The organism is Streptomyces guryensis, from assembly GCF_021261325.1.
Classification (GTDB): domain Bacteria; phylum Actinomycetota; class Actinomycetes; order Streptomycetales; family Streptomycetaceae; genus Streptomyces; species Streptomyces guryensis.
The window spans coordinates 12,011-29,717 of record NZ_JAJSBI010000052.1 but is presented as its reverse complement, the minus strand read 5'-3'; the positions used below and the strand labels follow the sequence as shown (position 1 = coordinate 29,717).

Annotated in this window: 12 protein-coding genes and 1 pseudogene; 6 read left to right on the top strand and 7 right to left on the bottom strand. The window is 69.1% G+C overall.

Annotated elements, in window-relative coordinates:
- Nucleotides 1–298: 298 nt before the first annotated feature.
- From LJ657_RS47075 to LJ657_RS47050, 6 genes are read right to left on the bottom strand one after another with little or no spacing between them, the layout of a single operon-like run.
- Nucleotides 299–1,201: an amidohydrolase family protein gene (locus LJ657_RS47075; RefSeq protein WP_232655884.1), complete on the bottom strand. Its 903-nt coding sequence runs from the start codon at nucleotides 1,199–1,201 to the stop codon at nucleotides 299–301.
- Between the two features lie 33 nt (nucleotides 1,202–1,234).
- Nucleotides 1,235–1,582 (bottom strand): L-rhamnose mutarotase, encoded by a 348-nt coding sequence (locus LJ657_RS47070; RefSeq protein ID WP_232655883.1) that lies wholly within the window; start codon nucleotides 1,580–1,582, stop codon nucleotides 1,235–1,237.
- Nucleotides 1,579–3,597 (bottom strand): DUF8034 domain-containing protein, encoded by a 2,019-nt coding sequence (locus tag LJ657_RS47065; protein WP_232655882.1) that lies wholly within the window; start codon nucleotides 3,595–3,597, stop codon nucleotides 1,579–1,581. Before LJ657_RS47065 ends, LJ657_RS47070 begins: the two co-directional genes overlap by 4 nt.
- An 8-nt stretch (nucleotides 3,598–3,605) precedes the next feature.
- Nucleotides 3,606–4,514, bottom strand: a complete 909-nt coding sequence (locus tag LJ657_RS47060) for a carbohydrate ABC transporter permease (protein WP_232655881.1) — start codon at nucleotides 4,512–4,514, stop codon at nucleotides 3,606–3,608.
- Nucleotides 4,515–4,569: 55 nt separating this feature from the next.
- A complete protein-coding gene (locus LJ657_RS47055) occupies nucleotides 4,570–5,484 on the bottom strand; it encodes a carbohydrate ABC transporter permease (RefSeq protein WP_232655880.1) in 915 nt (304 codons plus the stop codon).
- Complete coding sequence (locus LJ657_RS47050) at nucleotides 5,481–6,848, bottom strand: ABC transporter substrate-binding protein (protein WP_232655879.1); 1,368 nt, start codon at nucleotides 6,846–6,848, stop codon at nucleotides 5,481–5,483. The genes LJ657_RS47055 and LJ657_RS47050 overlap by 4 nt, the downstream gene beginning before the upstream one ends.
- Nucleotides 6,849–7,157: 309 nt before the next feature.
- Between LJ657_RS47050 and LJ657_RS47045 the strand changes: the two genes are divergently transcribed.
- Entirely contained in the window at nucleotides 7,158–7,919 is a 762-nt protein-coding gene (locus tag LJ657_RS47045; RefSeq protein ID WP_232655878.1) for a FadR/GntR family transcriptional regulator, read from the top strand.
- Nucleotides 7,920–7,983: 64 nt separating this feature from the next.
- On the opposite strand, the gene LJ657_RS47040 is transcribed toward LJ657_RS47045, so the two are convergent.
- Complete coding sequence (locus tag LJ657_RS47040; RefSeq protein ID WP_232655877.1) at nucleotides 7,984–10,275, bottom strand: alpha-L-fucosidase; 2,292 nt, start codon at nucleotides 10,273–10,275, stop codon at nucleotides 7,984–7,986.
- 530 nt (nucleotides 10,276–10,805) lie between these two features.
- On the opposite strand from LJ657_RS47040, the pseudogene LJ657_RS47035 reads away from it, so the two are divergent.
- The 5 genes and pseudogenes from LJ657_RS47035 to LJ657_RS47015 all read left to right on the top strand — a co-directional run bounded on the left by LJ657_RS47035 (nucleotide 10,806) and on the right by LJ657_RS47015 (nucleotide 17,654).
- A pseudogene (locus LJ657_RS47035) lies at nucleotides 10,806–12,243 on the top strand (RICIN domain-containing protein).
- 554 nt (nucleotides 12,244–12,797) lie between these two features.
- A complete protein-coding gene (locus tag LJ657_RS47030; protein ID WP_232655885.1) occupies nucleotides 12,798–13,883 on the top strand; it encodes a LacI family DNA-binding transcriptional regulator in 1,086 nt (361 codons plus the stop codon).
- A gap of 411 nt (nucleotides 13,884–14,294) precedes the next feature.
- Entirely contained in the window at nucleotides 14,295–15,689 is a 1,395-nt protein-coding gene (locus tag LJ657_RS47025; protein ID WP_232655876.1) for an ABC transporter substrate-binding protein, read from the top strand.
- Between the two features lie 85 nt (nucleotides 15,690–15,774).
- Entirely contained in the window at nucleotides 15,775–16,710 is a 936-nt protein-coding gene (locus LJ657_RS47020) for a carbohydrate ABC transporter permease (RefSeq protein WP_232655875.1), read from the top strand.
- On the top strand, nucleotides 16,707–17,654 hold the full coding sequence (locus LJ657_RS47015) for a carbohydrate ABC transporter permease (RefSeq protein ID WP_232655874.1): 948 nt from the start codon (nucleotides 16,707–16,709) through the stop codon (nucleotides 17,652–17,654). Before LJ657_RS47020 ends, LJ657_RS47015 begins: the two co-directional genes overlap by 4 nt.
- Nucleotides 17,655–17,707: the final 53 nt, after the last annotated feature.

Here is a 17,707-nt window from a genome sequence, read left to right as displayed (position 1 = left end):
AGATGTGCAGGTCGGTACCGCAGATACCGACATACGCGGGGGCCAGCTCCACCTCACCGGCTCCCGGCGGCGCGCTGAGCGCGGGGGCGGTGTCCAGGGTGCGGGCGGACAGGTAGCGGGCGGACAGGTAACGGGCGGCTGGTGTCATGGGGGTCAGGATCCCTTCGGCGCGGATCGGGGCATGCGGCGGCCGAGGGCTCGGCATCCGAGGCGGTGTGTCCGGCGCTGGTTCGGTGCGGGTTCGGTGCGTGGGGTGGGGGTCCGCGACGGTGGCTGTCGCCGCGGAGCGGGAGTGGGGTCAGGTCGTCGGGGCGGTGGCGTCGCCCCCGGCGACGGACTCAAGGCCGTAGAACGCGGTCGCGGTGCCGGCGAGGAGCGCGTCGACATCGCTCTCGCTCCAGCCGGTGAGCAGTTCGTCCACGCCGGCGGCCCACCGGTTCCAGCCGCCCGCGAGGTTGGCGACCGGCCAGTCCGAGCCGAACATCAGCCGCTCGGGGCCGAAGGCGGAGACCAGCACGTCCCAGACGGGGCGGATGTCGGCGGTGGTCCAGCGGGTGTGGTCGGCCTCGGTGATCAGCCCGGAGACCTTGCACACCACGTGCGGGTGCGCGGCCAGCTGCCGCGCCCGGCGTTCCCACTCCGCGATGTCCTGCCGCGCGATGTCCGGCTTGCCCGCGTGGTCGAGCACCTGGGGCAGGTCGGGGAAGCGTTCCGCGAGCCGGATCGCCTGGTCGAGCTGCTGGTCGCGGACGAGTACGTCGTAGCGCAGCCCGCGATCCCCGGCAGCCCTCAACCCGCGTTCCACATCGGGCTGTTGCAGCCAAGCCGGGTCTGTCTCGCCCTGGACGAGGTGGCGCAGGGAGCGCAGGTACCCGCCGCCCGGCCCGGCGATCAGCTGGTCGAGCACGTCGGCGACGGCCGGGGACGTCAGGTCGGCCCAGCCGACCACGGCCTGGATCAGCGGCTCCTGTTCGGCGAGCGCGAGCAGGTCCTCGGTCTCGGCGACCTCCGCGATGCACTGGACGACCACCGTGCCGTGCAGCCGCCGGCCCGCGATCGGGTGGGTGGCGGTGGAACGCAGGTCCTCGGTGGTGAAGGTGCGGCGGATCGACGCCACGTCGGGGTCGTCCAGCCAGGGTTGCGGACGCTGGGAGAGGTCCCACAGGTGGTGGTGGGCGTCGACGAGCACGGGTGCGTTCACGGGCTGATCCAAGTCGGGTCGGTGCGGGCCGGGTCAGGCGGTGGCGTCGTCGCCGGGCGGGCTCAGGTGCCAGATCTCGGGGAGCTCGCTCCACTGGCGGCCCTCGCCCCGGTCGGGAAAGGGTTCCTGGCACGGGTCGGTGAGCTTCCACCACCGCTGGGTCTCGGGGTCGGCCTCCATGATCGCCATGTCCGCCTCGATGTCCTCGCCGTGGTACTCCAGGTAGGCGAACAGCACGTCACCGTGGAGGAAGATGCTGTAGTTGCGGATGTTCGCCCGGTGCAGCGCGGCTTCGACGCCGGGCCACACGGCGGAGTGGAGCCGGAGGTACTCCTCGCGGTGTTCGGGGCGGAGCCTGATGGTCTGGGCGATGCGCTTCACGCCGATTCCCCTGTCGTGTCGGTGGAGTTGGTCCGGTCGGCCGTGGTGTCGAACGGCGTGCGATAGCTGGGAGTACGGGTGCGCAGCCCCAGCCGCAGGGTGAGCCGGATGCGCGTGGAGGCGGGCAGGCGGACCGTCAGGTACGGGCCGTCGCACGGGACTTCGGCCTCGGAGACCACCGGCTCGGTGTGGCCGTAGTCGTACATGTCGCCGATCCAGCCGTCGTCCGCGCAGGTCGTGTACCGGACGCCGGTGATGGTGTGTTCGGCGAACGCGCCCGCCTGGACGATGATCACGCGGTCGGCGTCGGGGGAGAGGTTGACCAGTTCGACGGTGGTCGCGTCGGGGTCGATGGAGGTGACCAGGGCGGCGACGTCCGCGGGCAGGCCCGCCCGGCGTGCGTCGGCGTCGTGGTAGCGCAGCCGCGCCTGCTGCAGACCGCCCTGGTACATCACCTGAGGGCCGCCCCAGGTCAGCTGTACCAGGGCCTCGGTGGCCACCGGGTTGCACTGCTGCCACACGTGGATGTCGGCCTCGGGTACCTCCAGGTCGCCGTAGCGGTCGATGCGCCGCAGGCGGTGCCGGACCTGGGCCTGGGCGGCCGCGAGGATCCGCTCCGGGTAGCCGGGGTCGTCGCCGGCGAGGAAGGCGAACCACGCCTTCTCGTGACCGGATTCCTCCTTGGCGCGGAACGGCCGCACGGTGCGCCAGTCGATGCCGTCGGCCTCACGCAGCCGCTCCAGCCGGGCGCGGTCCGCCTCCGAGGAGGTGTGGTGCCACAGGGCCACCGGCACGGGGGGTGTCGACGGGTTGTAGTCGAACCAGCCCGAGTCGTTGTGCCGGAACGGCAGATGGAGGGTGGGCGTGTGCTGGTCCGGACCGAGTTCCGCGACCCACTTGGAGGGCAGGCTGGAGTCGGCCTCCGTGTTCGGCATGACCTTGCCGCGGTCGATGAGGGCGTCGAGCGAGGTCGCGACCATGGAGAGGTAGTCGTCGTCCCCGGTGACCGTCGCCGCCGCGAGCGCCGCCACGCAGGCCGCGTGACCGACGCTGTGCCAGCCGTGCGGCCAGGACCAGCCGTAGTGACCGCCGTACCAGCGGCCTTCCAGGAGGCTGCCGACGACCCCGTCCGGGCCGACGTTGTCCGGGATCAGGCCGCCGTGTTCCCGGGTGCGCTCGCGCCAGGCGCCCACGTACTCGACGATCCAGTCCCGGTAGCGCTCCTCGCCGGTCAGGATCCAGGCGTTGAGGACCAGTCCGGCCGCGGCGAGGTTGAGCGCGGTGTCGCCGACGCCCATGCGGTCCCGCATCTGGTCGCCGAGCCGCGGGTCCGCCGAGAGCGGGTACGGGCCGTCCTGGGCCTCGGGGAGCCAGTCGAGCGGGAAGCCGTAGGTCTCCGCCTCCTTGAGCAGCCAGGGGTACACGTCGCCGTCGAACAGGCCGGTGCGCTCGGGGTCGCTGCCGTTGTGCGGGCGGGTGATGATGCGGTGCTCGGGGTCGTAGTTGCCCTTGGCGGGGTCGACGTACAACTCGGCGAAGCGCAGCGCGCGTTCGGCCCAGCGGTCGGGGGCGGCCATGCACAGGAAGTAGAGCAGCAGCAGGCTCTCGCCCTGGTGGAACCAGTCGTAGCCGCGCTCGTACTCGTCGCGCAGCATGTCCAGCTCCGTCAGCTGCCTGGTGACGCCCTCCCAGTGCCGCTCGCTGGCTGGCAGGAGGTCGTCGGCGCCGCCGAGGAGGTAGAGCTGGGGCCAGTTGAAGAAGACCTCGTAGAAGTCGTCCACACCGTCGCGGCTGGTCAGCCGGTCGTGGTAGTTCAGCCGTCCGTCGGGGCCGGTGAAGGCGCGCTCGAAACGGCGCCAGGCGTGGTCGAGCAGGTCGAACAGCGAGCGCTGGGCGACGGCCCAGCCGGGGGGTTCGAGCAGCGGCACCGCGGCCTGGACATCGGGTGCGGGGGCGGGCCGTTCGGCGGCCGGGGTGTCGTCCCCGGCGGCGTGGGGGTGAGGGCTGAAGGGCATGAGAGCGGTCACTCCTTGGTGGCGCCGGCGAGCATTCCGCTGACCAGGAAGCGCTGGGCGAACAGGAACACGACGAGCACCGGTGTGATGGCCACCAGCGTCGCCAGTGCCAATTGCGGGCGTTGGATCGCGAGGGCGCCGACGGTCGGGTTGAACGACGGCACATTGCTGAGCAGACTGCCGACGCCGACCTGGACCGGCATCTGGTCGCTCTCGGGGAGCATCACGTACGGCAGGAAGTAGTTCGTCCAGTTGGCGACGAAGCTGAAGAACCCGACCAGCGCGATGACGGGGGTCGCCAGCGGCAGGGCCACATGACGGAACACACCGAACTCGGAGCAGCCGTCCATCCGTGCCGCGGCCAGGAGGTCCTTGGGCACGGCGGTGGTGAAGTAGATGTACGTCAGGTACACCCCGAACGGGTAGAACGAGTACGGCAGGATGATCGACCACATGGTGCCGATCAGGTGTACCGCGTTGATCTCCAGGAACAGCGGCACCACCAGCGTGGCGTTCGGCATCAGCATCACGACCAGCGTCGCGATCAGCAGCGCGCGCCGGCCGCGGAACTCCGTCATGGCCAGCGCGTACCCGGCGGGAATGGCCAGGCAGAGCGTGATGACCAGCGAGATCGCGGCGTAGACGGCGGAGTTGCGCAGCCACACCAGGATGGCGTCGTCCTGGAAGGCGGTCAGTGCGTGCCAGTTGGCCGTCAGCGCGTGCCAGGACCCGAAGGACAGGGGGTTGTCGTGGACCAGCTGCTGGTCGGTCTTGGTCGCCGCGAGCAGCAGCCAGACCACCGGGAGCACGAAGAACACCACGAAGACGGTGAGTACCGAGCCCGCCAGCAGCCGGGAGGCCACGTGCTGAGGGGGCCGGCGGCGCTGCCGCGGTTCCCCGTGTCGGGTTCGGCTCATGGCGTTCCCATCCCGTTCCGTGCGTGGGGCGGTGGCAAGGGGAGTGGTTCGTGTGTCAGTCGGCATCGAAGAACCCCGACCGTGCGACGAAGACACCGGCGACCGAGACACTGACGACCAGGAGCTCCACCGAGACCGCCGCCGCACCGTTGATGTTGTTCATCTGGAAGGCGAAGTCGTACGTCAGCTGGTTGAGCGAGTAGTCGCGGCCGGCCACGCCCGTGCTGGCGAGGGAGAGCAGCTGCGGCTCGACGAAGAGCTGGGCGCCGCCCGCGAAGGCCAGGATCACCATGTAGACGATCCACTTGCGGAGCATGGGGATCTGCACCCGCCAGGCGGTCTGCCAGCCGTTCGCGCCGTCGATGCGGGCGGCCTCCATGACGTCCTTGGGGATGTTGTTGAGGGCGCCGTACATGACGACGATCCAGCCGCCCGCACCGGTCCAGAACGCGATGATCGTGAACAGCAGCGCCAGGTTTCCGGGGGCGATGACCTCGCCGAAGGTGTGGAAGCCCAGCGTCTCCAGCAGGGAGCTGACCGGGCTGACCGTCGGGTCGAGCATGAACAGCCACACCAGGACGCTCGCGGCGCCGGCGAGGGCGCCGGGGACGTAGTAGAGGAAGCGCAGTGCCTGGCTGACCGGTCCGGAGGACAGTTTGTGCAGGAGCAGCGCCAGGACCACCACGAACACCACGAGCGACAGGAGCCAGAAGACCAGGTACAGGGCCACATGGCCCAGGGAGTCGACGAAGCGGAAGTCCTGTGCCGTGGTGACGAAGTTGGAGAAGCCGGTGAAGGCGCCCCCGGCGTTGGTGAACGCGAAGTAGATCGCGTAACAGGTCGGAAGGACGCCGAAGGCGACCAGCAGCAGTACATAGCCGGCGACGAATGCCACGCCGGCCCGGCTCTGGCGGGAGGTACCGCGAGGGCGCCCCCGGACAGAGCCGGCCGAGGAGGGCGTGAGAGTCACTGGGAGACCTTGTATCCGTCGGCCTTGGCGTACTTGGCGATCGAGTCCTGCCAGCCGGGCAGCAGCGATTCGATGGTCTTGCCCTGCGTCAGGCCGGGCTTGACGGTCGCGGCCCAGATCGCCTCCTGGCTGAACTGGCCCGAGCCCCAGTCGGACCACACCTGCGAGGAGGCGTCCTTGAGGGCGGTGAGGTCACCGGCGAAGTACCCGGAGGCGGCCTGCGCCTTCAGCCAGTTCTCGGCAGCGGGCGCGTAGGCCGGGAAGCCGGGGGCCTTCTCGCCCTGGTAGGCGTTGTCGGTGGTGACCCACTTCAGGAAGTCGGTGGCCGCCTTGATGTGGGTGGAGTGCTTGGACAGCAGCCAGGTCCCGCCGCCGACGTTGCCGGTGGACGGCGAGGTGTCCCCCTGCCACTGCGGTATGGGCGCCACCGCGATCTGCTTGGCCGGGGTCTTGAGGCCGTCCTTGAAGACCGCGCCGCCGTACCACGCCGGGCCGGGCATGAGCAGGACCTTGTCGGCCTCGTTCTTGGCGAAGTCGGTGCTGAAGACGCCGCTGATCGACATCGACTTGTCCTTGATCAGCACGTCCAGCAGCTTGGCCATCTTGGTGCAGGCCTCGCTGGTGGTGTTGACCGACACGGACTTGGGGCCGGTGATGTGGTTGGCGCCGCACTTGCTCGCCCACAGGTAGATCTCGGGGGTGAAGGAGTCACCCGCGTCGCCCACGAGGTAGCCGGGGTGCTCCTTGGCGACCTTCTCGCCGAGCGCCTGGTACTCCTCCCAGGTCGTCGGGACCGTGTAGCCGAACTTCTTCAGCAGCGGCGCGTTGTACCAGAGCACGGCCTGGGAGAGGTCGTTGCGCAGGCAGTACATGGTTCCGTCGACGGTGCAGACGTCATTGGCGCCCTTGGCGAACCCGCCGAGCGTCGCGTCCGGGATCAGGCCCTTGTTCAGCGGCGCCGCGAAGCCTGCGTCGACGGCCCAGCTCGCCTCGTTGTTCTGGGAGCTGAAGACGACGTCCGGCCAGCCCTTGCCCGTGCGGTTGAACAGCTGGACCTTGGTCTGAAGGTAGTTGGACCCGTTGGCGTCGCCGTCATAGCTGACGATGTCCATCTTCACGCCCGGGTGCAGCGCCTGGTACTGCTTCGCCGCGTCCATGCGGGTCGCGTCCACCCAGACGGTCAACGCCCCGTCGTTCTGCGCGGCTTGGGCGAATCCGTCCTTGGTCGTCGTGCCGGTGGTGCCGCCGCCGCTGCCGCAGGCGGTCACCGTGAACAGCACGGTGGCGGCACAGCCGGCCAGCAACGCGGCTCGTCTCCTGCTGGTCCCTGTCTCCTGGGCGGCCGAAGGCTTGTAGACGGACATGAGCGACTCCACTGGGTCTGCATGAGGGCTTCTGACGGCTCTGGCTTTACCGCTGCGGAAGAAATTAGCCGCCATATCGAAGGTTGAGTCAAGGGGTGTGTATGGCTTTTTTCGCGGTTGAGTGTGCAAGTGAAGCTGACTATTACGAGGCATAAACGCAGGTAAATCGGCATTAAAGCCCCAAGTGGCACCGCAGTTCATGATCGATATCGTTCGAGATGAGTACGACTCATCTCGGTCTGAGGTACGATGAGGGCGGCTTCAAGGCCGATCAGTCACCGTCGTCGCAGCCACCCGGAGGCAGGACACATGAAGGACACGCCCGCCGTGGCAGCAGTGGTGAACGGCGCGGACGAGCGGCGCGACTACCGGCCCGGATACGAGGTCGTGGCGGAGCGGATCCTCGAGTTCATCGCCGAGACACGTCTGGTCCCCGGCGACCGGATGCCCACGGAGAACGACCTGGCCCAGCAGCTGGACACCAGCCGAGCGGTGGTCCGGGAAGCCGTGAAGATCCTGTCGGCGCTCGGCCGGGTACGGGCACACAAGGGGCGCGGGCTCTTCGTCGCGGACGACGACGGCATGCTGATCACCAGTCGCTGGGGCGGCTTCTTCCGGCCCGTGGACCTCGATCACGTGCTCATGCTGTTCGAGTTCCGCAGGGTTCAGGAGATGGCCGCCAGCAGACTCGCGGCCACCCGAGCCACGCCCGCCGAACTGCGCACCATCGAGGTCGCCATGCAGCAGTGCCGGCACGGGTACCTCCATGGTGAGGTCGATGTCTTCAACCAGGCGGACGACGACTTCCACGCGGCGCTGGCCGCGGCCTCGCACAACACGTTCCTCGGCAGCGCGGTGCGTGACGCCCGTCGGCTGCAGCGCCAGTCCAGCGCGATCGGCATACACGACACGTTCGGTGACGGCACCGCGGCCGCGGTGGAGGAGCACGAGGCGATCTACCGCGCCATCCGTGACGGCCGGCCCGACGAGGCCGCCGAGGCCACGGCCGTACATCTCGACCGGACGCTGGAGGACTACCGGCGGGAGATCCAGCGGCGCCTGTTCGGCTGACCCTCCCCACGCGACAAGCCGGAGGGGCCGTACCGCGATGCGGCACGGCCCCTCCGAACACCGGTCACAGAGCCACGAGTTGCCAGTCCTGGTTGGCGCCACCGGCGACCGGCCACTGGATGACGGCGGCACGGTCGTCCGTCGAACCGCCCGCGACGTCCGCGCACCAGCCCGTGCGGACGTTGACGAGCCGGTAGTAGCCGCTGGTGGTGGAGGGGACCAGCTTCCATCCCTGGGTGTCGTCGCCGATATCGCTCCCCTGGGTCAGGGTCGCGCCCTGCGTGCTGTCGGGGCTCTGCAGGACCTTGCCGCTCTTGATGTTGCGCAGCCGGAAGGAGCCGTCGGTGTTCGGCAGGAGGGTCCACTGCTGGTTGGCCCCGCCGGTCCAGGGCCACTGGATGAGCCCGGCGCCGTCGGCGGTCGAGGCGTCGGCGACATCGAGCACCTTGGTGCTGTTGCGGTTGATCAGTTTGTAGGTGCCGAGGTCGGCGCTGAAGGGGCGGTCGTAGACCTCCAGAGTGCGGATGGACGCCCATGCGCCGGCCGGCAGCCCGGTGACGGTGACGCGGACGTAGCGGGCCTGGGCCCGGAACGCGGCCGCCTGGACCTGGCCGGTGCCGGCGGTGGCGGTGTTGTCGACGAGCATGGTCCACGTGGTGTTGTCGGTGGAGCCCTCGATCTTGTACCGGTAGTTGGTCTTGTCCAGTTCCCAGGCGATCCGGGTTCCGGTCAGCGAGCGGGTGGAGCCGAGGTCGACCTTGAGCCAGTGGCCGGTGCTGCCGTCGTCGGCGCACCAGCGGGTGGAGGTCTCCCCGTCGACCGCCTTGGCCGCGAGGTTGCCCTTGGACGTCTCCTGGCTGTCCGCGGACGCCGTCTTGCCGGCGGCGATGTCGGCCGGCTGCACCGAACGGTCCAGGGTGACGCCGACGACGCTGTCCTGGGGGTGGGTGGTGCGGTCGATGCCGTTGACGGCGACCCGGCCGTCACCCGCGACCGAGGACGACAGGTTCGCGCCGGAGCGCACGTCGAAGACCCGCGTGACCTGGGCGTCCCCGATGGACGGGGTGGTGAAGGTGGTGCCGCTGTAGCCGGGCAGCAGGTGGATGTAGAAGGTGTTGTCCTTGTACGTGTAGCCGTACTGGCCGTCGACCGGGTTCCACGGCCCGCCGCGGGTGCCGTAGACCGACTGGCCGCAGGCGGTCATGAAGGTGCCGATCTGGCGCAGCAGGCCCGCCTGATCCGCGGATACCGTGCCGTACCGGTCCGGACCGACGTTGACCATGACCGTCATGTTGCGCACCCAGGCGTTGACCAGGATGTTCATGGCGGTGCCGTAACCCATGACGGGCACGGACGGCTTGTAGCCCCAGGCGCCGCCGACGGTGAACACCTTCTCGACGAGCCTGCCGGTGCGGATCGCCCCGGACGGCACCGAGGGGCCTTCCTCGCTGTCGTAGTCGCCTGCCCAGCCGGAGCGTGAGGTGGCGACGATGTCGGGCTGGTGCTTGCGGACCATGCCCATCAGCCCCAGTGGCTTGCCACTGGCGTCGGTGTCGCCGTAAGTGGCGTCCACCGGCCACTGGTTGGCACTGTCGCGGAACTGGCCGGGCTCCCAGAAGAACGCGCCGTCGGCGTCGGTGCCCTGCTCGGCGATCCAGCCGCCGTCCCACCACAGGTCGTCGATCACGCCGTACTGGGTGACCAGCTCCTTGACCGACTCGTACACCTCCGTCTTCATGATCCGGGCGTTCTCCTTGTGCGCCGGATCGGTGGTGTAACCCCAGGGATTGGTCGCGCAGTTGGTGCCCGTGACGTCGTAGTAGCCGGGGTAGCGCCAGTCGATCGGCGAGTAGTACAGGCCGACCTTGAGCCCGGCGGCTCGTACCGCTGCCACGTAGTCCTTGACGAAGTCGCGGTTGAGCGGCGCCTGACCCGAGCTCCAGGCGTTGGGGTGGTTCAGCGGCCACAGCGCGAAACCGTCGTGGTGCCGCGTCGTCAGAGTCGTGTACTTCGCGCCGAAGTCCTTCGCCAACTGCGCCCAGGCCGCCGGGTCGTAGGCGTCGGCGGTGAACTGCTCACTCGTGGCATCGGTGACGAACTTGCGGTAATTCGCCGGTGTGACAGGCGCGTTGTGCATGTACCACTCGCCCTGCGCCGGGCCCGAGTACACACCCCAGTGGATGAACATGCCCAGCTTGGCGTCCTGCAGCCACTGGATCCTGGAGTCCGGCTGCTGCTCCAGACCCATGTCGACCTTGGGGACCCGCAGCGGAGGGACCGGCAGGGGAGAGCCGGCGGTTGCCGCGTACGCGGGCGTCGCCATCACGGCGGAGCCGACGGTGGCGGCCACCGTCATGGCCGCCATACCGGCCAGAACTGATCTGCGAGAGATGGATTCCGGCAACCTGGTTTCTCCTGTTCGGACGTGGGGGAGCGGGCCTCGGCGATGGGCTGCCGGGCTCGTGCCGACGCGGCTCGGCCGACTTGTCCAGGGGCTGCGCCAGGCGTGGGTCGTCTTCTCGCTGCACCTACAGACATGGGATGGATTAGTGGGTGCGTACGGGCTTGATGTCTAGTGTCGTGCCGAAAGTTTTTGAAATTCGCGGAAAGTTGCCGACCGGTAACTCCCCCGTTATGGCCAGAGATTGGATGTCTGGAGTGTGAGTGTTGGCTCGGTCTTCTGGGGAAGATCAGGTCTGTGGCGTTGACGCGCCCCTCATTGAGCCCTACCGTGCTCCAGCGGAAACGAACACCTTCCGACATTTCTCCAAGCTGCCTGAGGTCGAGATCACCCCGCTCGTCGGCCGAGCCGCGCATGTCGCCTACCTTCGGTGGCCCCTCCTTTCGAGCGCCCCGGTCGGGACCGGGAAGAAAGGCATGCCCCCCATGCTTCGTCGTGCCTGCTTGCTCCTGTCGGCCGTGCTCGTGGGCGTGCTCGGGCTCCTGCCCTTGAGTGCGCCCGCCCAGGCCGCCCCGCTCACCGTGACCAACGGAACCCAGTTCACCGACACCACCGGAGCCGTCGTCCACGCCCACGGCGGCGGTGTGATCAAGGTCGGCTCGTACTACTACTGGTTCGGCGAGAACCGGAATCCGGACAACTCCTTCAAGGCAGTCTCGGCGTACCGGTCGACGGACCTGAAGACCTGGGAGTTCCGCAACAACGTCCTCACCCAGAGCAGCGCCGCCGAGCTGGCTTCCGCCAACATCGAGCGGCCCAAGGTGATCTACAACAGCACCACCGGCAAGTTCGTCATGTGGATGCACAAGGAGAACAGCAGCGACTACAGCCAGGCCCGTGCGGCGGTCGCGGTCTCGGACACGGTCGACGGCAACTACACCTACCAGGGCAGCTTCCGCCCGCTCGGCGAGATGTCCCGGGACGACACCCTCTTCAAGGACGACGACGGCACGGCCTACTTCGTCTCGGCCGGCGAACAACAACGCCGACCTCCACGTCTACAAGCTGACCGCCGACTACACCGGCATCGACAGCCTGGTCGCCAACCCGTGGCCCGGTGCCTACCGCGAGGCGCCGGCGTTGTTCAAGCGCAACGGCGTCTACTTCATGCTCAGTTCGACCACCAGCGGATGGAACCCCAACCAGCAGCGCTACGCCACCGCCTCCAGCATCACCGGCCCCTGGACGGCCATGACGGACGTCGGTGACGCGACGGCCTACGGCTCCCAGACCGCCTACGTCCTGCCCGTCCAGGGCACCTCGGGCACCTCGTACCTGTACATGGGCGACCGCTGGGGCAACTCCATGGGCGGCACGGTCAACGACTCGCAGTACGTCTGGCTGCCGCTGGCCTTCCCCACCAGCAGGACGATGAACCTGCCGTGGTACCCGCAGGTCGCCGTCGACACGGCCGCCGGCGCGGTGACCGGCGTGGGTGGCGGCCCCTACTACAACTTCGTCGCCCGGCACAGCGGCAGGTGCCTCGACGTCAAGGACAACTCCGCCGCCGACAGCTACGACGTCGTGCAGTACGACTGCAACGGCGGCCTCAACCAGCAGTGGCGGCTGACGGACGCCGGAGGCGGCTACGTCCAGGTGATCGCCGAGCACAGTGGCAAGTGCCTGGACGTCGCCAACAACGCCACGACCGAGGGGACCTTCGTGCAGCAGTACCACTGCACCGGCGGCGCCAACCAGCAGTGGCTCCAGCAGGACCAGGGCAACGGCTACTACCGTCTCGTCGCCCGCAGCAGCGGCAAGTGCCTGGACGTCTCCGACGGTTCCACCGCCAACGGCACCCGCCTCATCCAGTGGACCTGCGGTACGGCCGCCAACCAGCAGTTCCAGCGGCGCACCGTCTGACCGCCGAGCCAAGCTTCTTGAGCTGCCGGAACAACCGGCGGACGCGGCCTGGAGCGCCTGGATTCTCGAACGCGCAGCCCTGTCGGACGGCGACTGAGGGGAGCCGGGCGTCCCGGCGGCCGAAGTCGTAGAACTGCCCGTACTTGGAACGGAGTTCCTCCAGGGCCCGCTGCGTGGGCGCCTCGGTGCCGGTCGCCTCTCGGACGCGCCGAGCACGCGGCGGGTCTCGGTGATCCTCCGCCGGCAGCCGCATCCAAGGTCATGACCGCCGCACCCGGCCACGTCAGACCCCCACGTTCTGTCTACGCAGTCATAGCCGCGGCGTCAAGGACCGTGACTCTTTCGCCCACACCCTCTCGTGCGCGAGTCGCCCTCACTCCGATCCGATCCCTCGCCCAGGTTACGAATCCGTTTCGGACGCTTGACGGCCACCCTCTGACTGCGTAGACATGTCAGCGCAGTCAGAGGGCGCCGACCGGCACCGGACACGATCATCTGGGGACACCATGAGGCGAGTGGCAAGACGGGGCGGGAGTTCCGGCGCACCGCGCAGCGTGGACGTCGCCCAGTTGGCCGGCGTCTCGCAGAAGACGGTCTCCCGGGTCTACAACGACGAGCCCTACGTCTCGGCCGAAGTGCGCCGCCGCGTTCTGGAGGCCGGCGAGGAACTCGGCTACCGCATGAACAACGCGGCCCGCGCCCTGGCCTCCGGACGCACCCGCTCCATCGGTGTGGTGACGCTGGGAACCGCCCTGTACGGACCCGCCTCCCTGATCATGGGCGTCGAGCGCGCCGTACGGGACACCGGGTACGCCCTCCGCGTGGTCAACACCCTGGAAGGCGACCCGACGGGCGTCGCCGGCGCCGTCGACTCGCTCCTCGACCAGGGCGTGGACGGCATCGTCATCTCCGAGCCGATCGACGACGGACACGGCGAGGACCTCTCCGCCCGCGGCGACGTACCCGTCCTCGTCCTCGGGGCGCCACCCCTGTCCACGCCCAGAACCCTCGCCGCCGGCGTCGGCGCCGATCTGATGGCGCGCACGGCGACCGAGTACCTGCTGGAACTGGGGCACGAGACCGTCCACCACCTCGCCGGCCCGCAGCGCTGGTACGCCGCCCGGGACCGGCTGGAGGGCTGGCGGTCCACGCTCGCCGCGCACGGCAGGGCGATCCCGCCCGTCGTCGAGGGCGACTGGTCCGCCTCGACCGGCTACACGGCGGGCCGTGAACTGGCCGCCGACGACGGCATGACCGCGGTGTTCGCGGCCAACGACGACATGGCGATCGGGCTCATCCGCGCGCTGGCGGAAGCCGGCCGGCGCGTGCCCGAGGACGTCAGCGTCGTGGGCTTCGACGACATCCCCGTCGCCGCCTATGTGACCCCTCCGCTCACCACGATGCGTCAGCCCTTCGACACCGTGGCGCAGGAGGGGCTCAAACGCCTCGTGCACTCCATCGAGAACCCCGACGCGCCTCCCTTGCCGGCCAGTGAACCACCGGTCGACCTCGTGGTCCGCGCCTCGACAGCGCCTCCGCCACCCCGGAAGACCCCGGGCAGCGGTCGGTCCGCCGTCTCCTCTCCGAGTGGGGTCCGGCCCCTCCCGGCCCTGGGCGGAGGTGCGTCCACGTACGACTGACCAGCACCGACCGGCCCGAGGAACCGCCTTCCTCACCGGGCAGGGAGCCGTGTGGCGAGCCGCCGTACGAAGCACTGTTCCCGCCCGACTCCCCCCGGCTGCGCGTGAGTCCTGTACGGACACTCCTTCACAAGGACGCCGCGTCCCCTTCTCAGCGCTTTCTCCGCACCACAGCGGCTGCCGAGCGGCAGCGGCGCAGTTCTCCGCTCCACCCGAACCCTCCCCGTCCACCGGCTTCCGCCTCGACAGCAGACGGACCTCCCGGCGGGCGGCGACCGCGACGACGTGTCTTTGAGCCATGCAGGCATCCGTGCCCTGGCCGGCCCGTCCGAGCCTGCGTATCTCTCATCACCCTCCCCGCGCGCGCCTGTGCTCGGCGTGCCCTTCCCTCAGCCATCGGCGGGAGTTTCCATGCACAGAACCGACCCCACCCCCAGCCAGTCCCAGATGAGCCGCAGGCTCCTCCTGACCGCCGCGGGAGCGGTCTCGCTGGGTGCCGCTCTGACCGCCTGCGGCGGCGGTGGCGGCGGCAGCTCCGCCTCCTCGTCCAACAAGCAGGTCGGCCAGGCCGACATCGACAAGGCGATGAAGACGCCGACCCAGCTGACGTTCTGGACCTGGGTCCCGGACATCGACCAGGAGGTCGCGCTCTTCGAGAAGAAGTACCCGGCCATCAAGGTCAAGGTCGTCAACGCCGGACAGGGCGTGCAGCACTACACGAAGCTGCGTACGGCGATCAAGGCCGGCAGCGGCGCCCCGGACGTGGCGCAGATGGAGTACCAGGCCATCCCCACCTTCACGATCACGGACAGCCTGCTCGACCTGGCCCCGTACGGCGCGGACAAGCTCAAGGACCAGTTCGTCGACTGGACCTGGGGGCAGGTCAGCGGCTCCAAGGGCGAGATCTGGGCGATCCCGCAGGACACCGGCCCGATGGGCATGCTCTACCGGGCGGACATCTTCGACAAGCACGGCATCGAGCCGCCCAAGACCTGGGACGACTTCGCCGCCGCCGCGCGCAAACTGCACAAGGCCGACCCTGAGGTCTACCTGACCAACCTGGCCGGGAACGAGGCGGCCGCCTGGCACGGACTGCTCTGGCAGGCGGGGGCCAAGCCCTACGCGACCGCCGGCAAGGGCAACGTCACCATCGACGTGGACGACGCGATCTCCAAGAAGCTCGGTGCCTACTGGGGCGCGCTGGCCCAGGAAGGCGTGATCGGCGTCGAACCGGACTTCACCGACGCCTGGTTCTCCGCGCTGAACAAGGGCAAGTACGCCACCTGGATCACCGCCGCCTGGGGGCCGGTCTTCCTGGCCGGCTCGGCCAAGTCCACCGCGGGCAAGTGGCGGGCCGCCCCGCTGCCGCAGTGGGACGCGTCGAAGCCGAGCTCGGGCAACTGGGGCGGCTCGACCAGCGCCGTCATCAAGGAGACCAAGAACCCGATCGCCGCCGCGATGTTCGCGCAGTTCCTCAACAGCGACCCGGCCAGCGCGAAGCTGTTCAACACCAAGCAGTCGTTCTTCCCGGCGACCAAGCAGCTGCTCGCGGACGCGTCCTTCACCGCCGACGCCCCCTCCTTCTACGGCGGCCAGAAGGTCAACCAGGTCTTCGCCGACATCGGCAAGACGGTCAGCCCCGACTTCCAGTGGCCGCCGTTCCTGGACCAGGCCGTCACCGACTGGACCGAGACCGTGGGCACGGCCCTGACCAGGAAGAAGGACGCGGTCGCCGCGCTCGGCGCCTGGCAGACGCGCCTGACCACCTACGCCAAGGCGCAGGGCTTCACCGTCAAGTCCCCGTGATCCGCGGCGGGTTCCGTGCCCACGCCCTGACGCATGGGCACGGAACCCGCCCCCGGCCAGCCCTTCCCCCAAGAAAGGCCCGATGATGACTGCCACGACCGTGGCCTCCACCGAGGAGCCGCGCCGAGCGGGGCCCAGGCGCCGCCTCGGTGGCCTGCGCCAAGGTGCGGCAGGCCCGCTGTTCGTCGCACCCTTCATGGTGCTGTTCCTGCTGATGTTCCTCGCCCCGCTCGGCTACGCCGCCTACCTCAGCCTGTTCCAGCAGAGGCTCATCGGCGGCAACACCTTCGTCGGGCTGGACAACTACCTGACGGCGCTGAAGGACCCCCTCCTGCGGGAAGGAGTCGTGCGGGTCGCGGAGTTCTTCCTGATCCAGGTCCCGCTCATGCTGGTGCTGGCCCTGGTCTTCGCGCTCGCGCTCGACAGCGGCCTGCTGCGGCTCGCGCGGGTGATCCGGCTGGGCATCTTCGTGCCGTACGCCGTCCCGAGCGTGGTCGCCACCCTCATGTGGGGCTACCTCTACGGGCCGGACTTCGGCCCCTTCGCCCAGCTGAGTCAGAAACTCGGCCTGCCGGTCCCGCACTTCCTCAGCGACGGCTGGATGCTGGGCAGCCTGGCGAACGTGGTGACCTGGGAGTTCGTCGGCTACAACATGATCATCCTGTACGCGGCCCTGCGCACCGTTCCCACGGAGCTGTACGAGGCCGCCGCGATGGACGGCGCCGGCCCCTGGCGCATCGCCTGGTCCATCAAGCTCCCCGCGCTGCGCCCCGCGCTGATGCTCACCCTGCTGTTCTCCGTCATCGGCAGCTTCCAGCTGTTCAACGAGCCGAAGCTGCTGCAGCCCATCGCGCCCGACGTCATCGACAACTCGTACACCGCGAACCTCTACGCCTACTCCCTGGCCTTCACCGGTCAGCAGGTCAACTACTCGGCGGCGGTGTCCTTCTTCCTCGGCCTGGTCATCGTGATCTTCTCCTACGCCGTCCTGTTCACCGCGAACCGCAGGAGGAACTCGTGACGACCACGACACCCCCGACCACCTCCCGGCCGGCGCCGCGCGCGGCTGCGAGCGGCACACCGCCGACCTCCCGTGGCAGGCGCCGGCGTTCGGTCGGACGCCGCAGCACCCCGCTGACCATCGTCATGCTGGCCGTCCTGGCGTACTTCCTGCTGCCGCTGTTCTGGCTCGCCGTCTCCTCGACCAAGAGCACCCAGGACCTGTTCACCAGCTTCGGCCTGTGGTTCTCGCACGCGCCGCAACTGCTGGAGAACGTCCACGAGACGCTCACGCACGACGACGGCGTCTTCCTGCACTGGCTGCTCAACACGGTCCTGTACTCCGTCGGCAGCGCTCTCGGCGCCGCGCTCCTCGCGGCCGCCGCCGGCTACGGCTTCGCCAAGTACCGCTTCCGCGGCAACAACGCGGCCTTCGCCCTCGTCCTCGGCGCCGTCATGATCCCGACGACCGCCCTGGCCATCCCCACCTACCTGCTCTTCGCGAAGGTGGACCTCGTCAACACCCCCTGGGCCATCGTGCTGCCCTCGCTGGTCAGCCCGTTCGGCCTCTACCTCATGCGCATCTACGCCGCCGACGCCGTCCCGGACAGCCTCCTGGAGGCCGCGCGCATCGACGGGGCGGGGGAGTTGCGCATCTTCTGCACGATCGCCCTGCGACTGCTGGCCCCGGGCCTGGTGACGGTCGTGCTCTTCACGCTCGTGGCGACCTGGAACAACTACTTCCTGCCGCTGATCATGCTGAACGACCCGAAGCTGTACCCCGTCACGGTCGGCCTCTCCTCCTGGGCGTCCCAGGCATTCGGCGGCGGGAGCGGCGCGAACAGCAACATGCTCGCGCTCGTCGTGACCGGCTCCCTCATCTCCGTCATCCCGCTCGTCGTCGCCTTCCTGCTCCTGCAGCGGTACTGGCAGAGCGGTCTGGCCGCCGGCGGCGTCAAGCAGTAACAACCCGCAGACCACAGCGCCGACGCCCAGACCCACCCCCCATCGACTCCTCG

Excerpts from the sequence above, each read along its gene's own strand:
- LJ657_RS47020 (WP_232655875.1), top strand. The coding sequence starts at position 15,775 with ATGACTGCCACGACCGTGGCCTCCACCGAGGAGCCGCGCCGAGCGGGG.
- LJ657_RS47045 (WP_232655878.1), top strand. The coding sequence starts at position 7,158 with ATGAAGGACACGCCCGCCGTGGCAGCAGTGGTGAACGGCGCGGACGAG.
- LJ657_RS47040 (WP_232655877.1), bottom strand. The coding sequence starts at position 10,275 with ATGACGGTGGCCGCCACCGTCGGCTCCGCCGTGATGGCGACGCCCGCG.
- LJ657_RS47065 (WP_232655882.1), bottom strand. The coding sequence starts at position 3,597 with ATGCCCTTCAGCCCTCACCCCCACGCCGCCGGGGACGACACCCCGGCC.
- LJ657_RS47025 (WP_232655876.1), top strand. The coding sequence starts at position 14,295 with ATGCACAGAACCGACCCCACCCCCAGCCAGTCCCAGATGAGCCGCAGG.
- LJ657_RS47050 (WP_232655879.1), bottom strand. The coding sequence starts at position 6,848 with ATGTCCGTCTACAAGCCTTCGGCCGCCCAGGAGACAGGGACCAGCAGG.
- LJ657_RS47060 (WP_232655881.1), bottom strand. The coding sequence starts at position 4,514 with ATGAGCCGAACCCGACACGGGGAACCGCGGCAGCGCCGCCGGCCCCCT.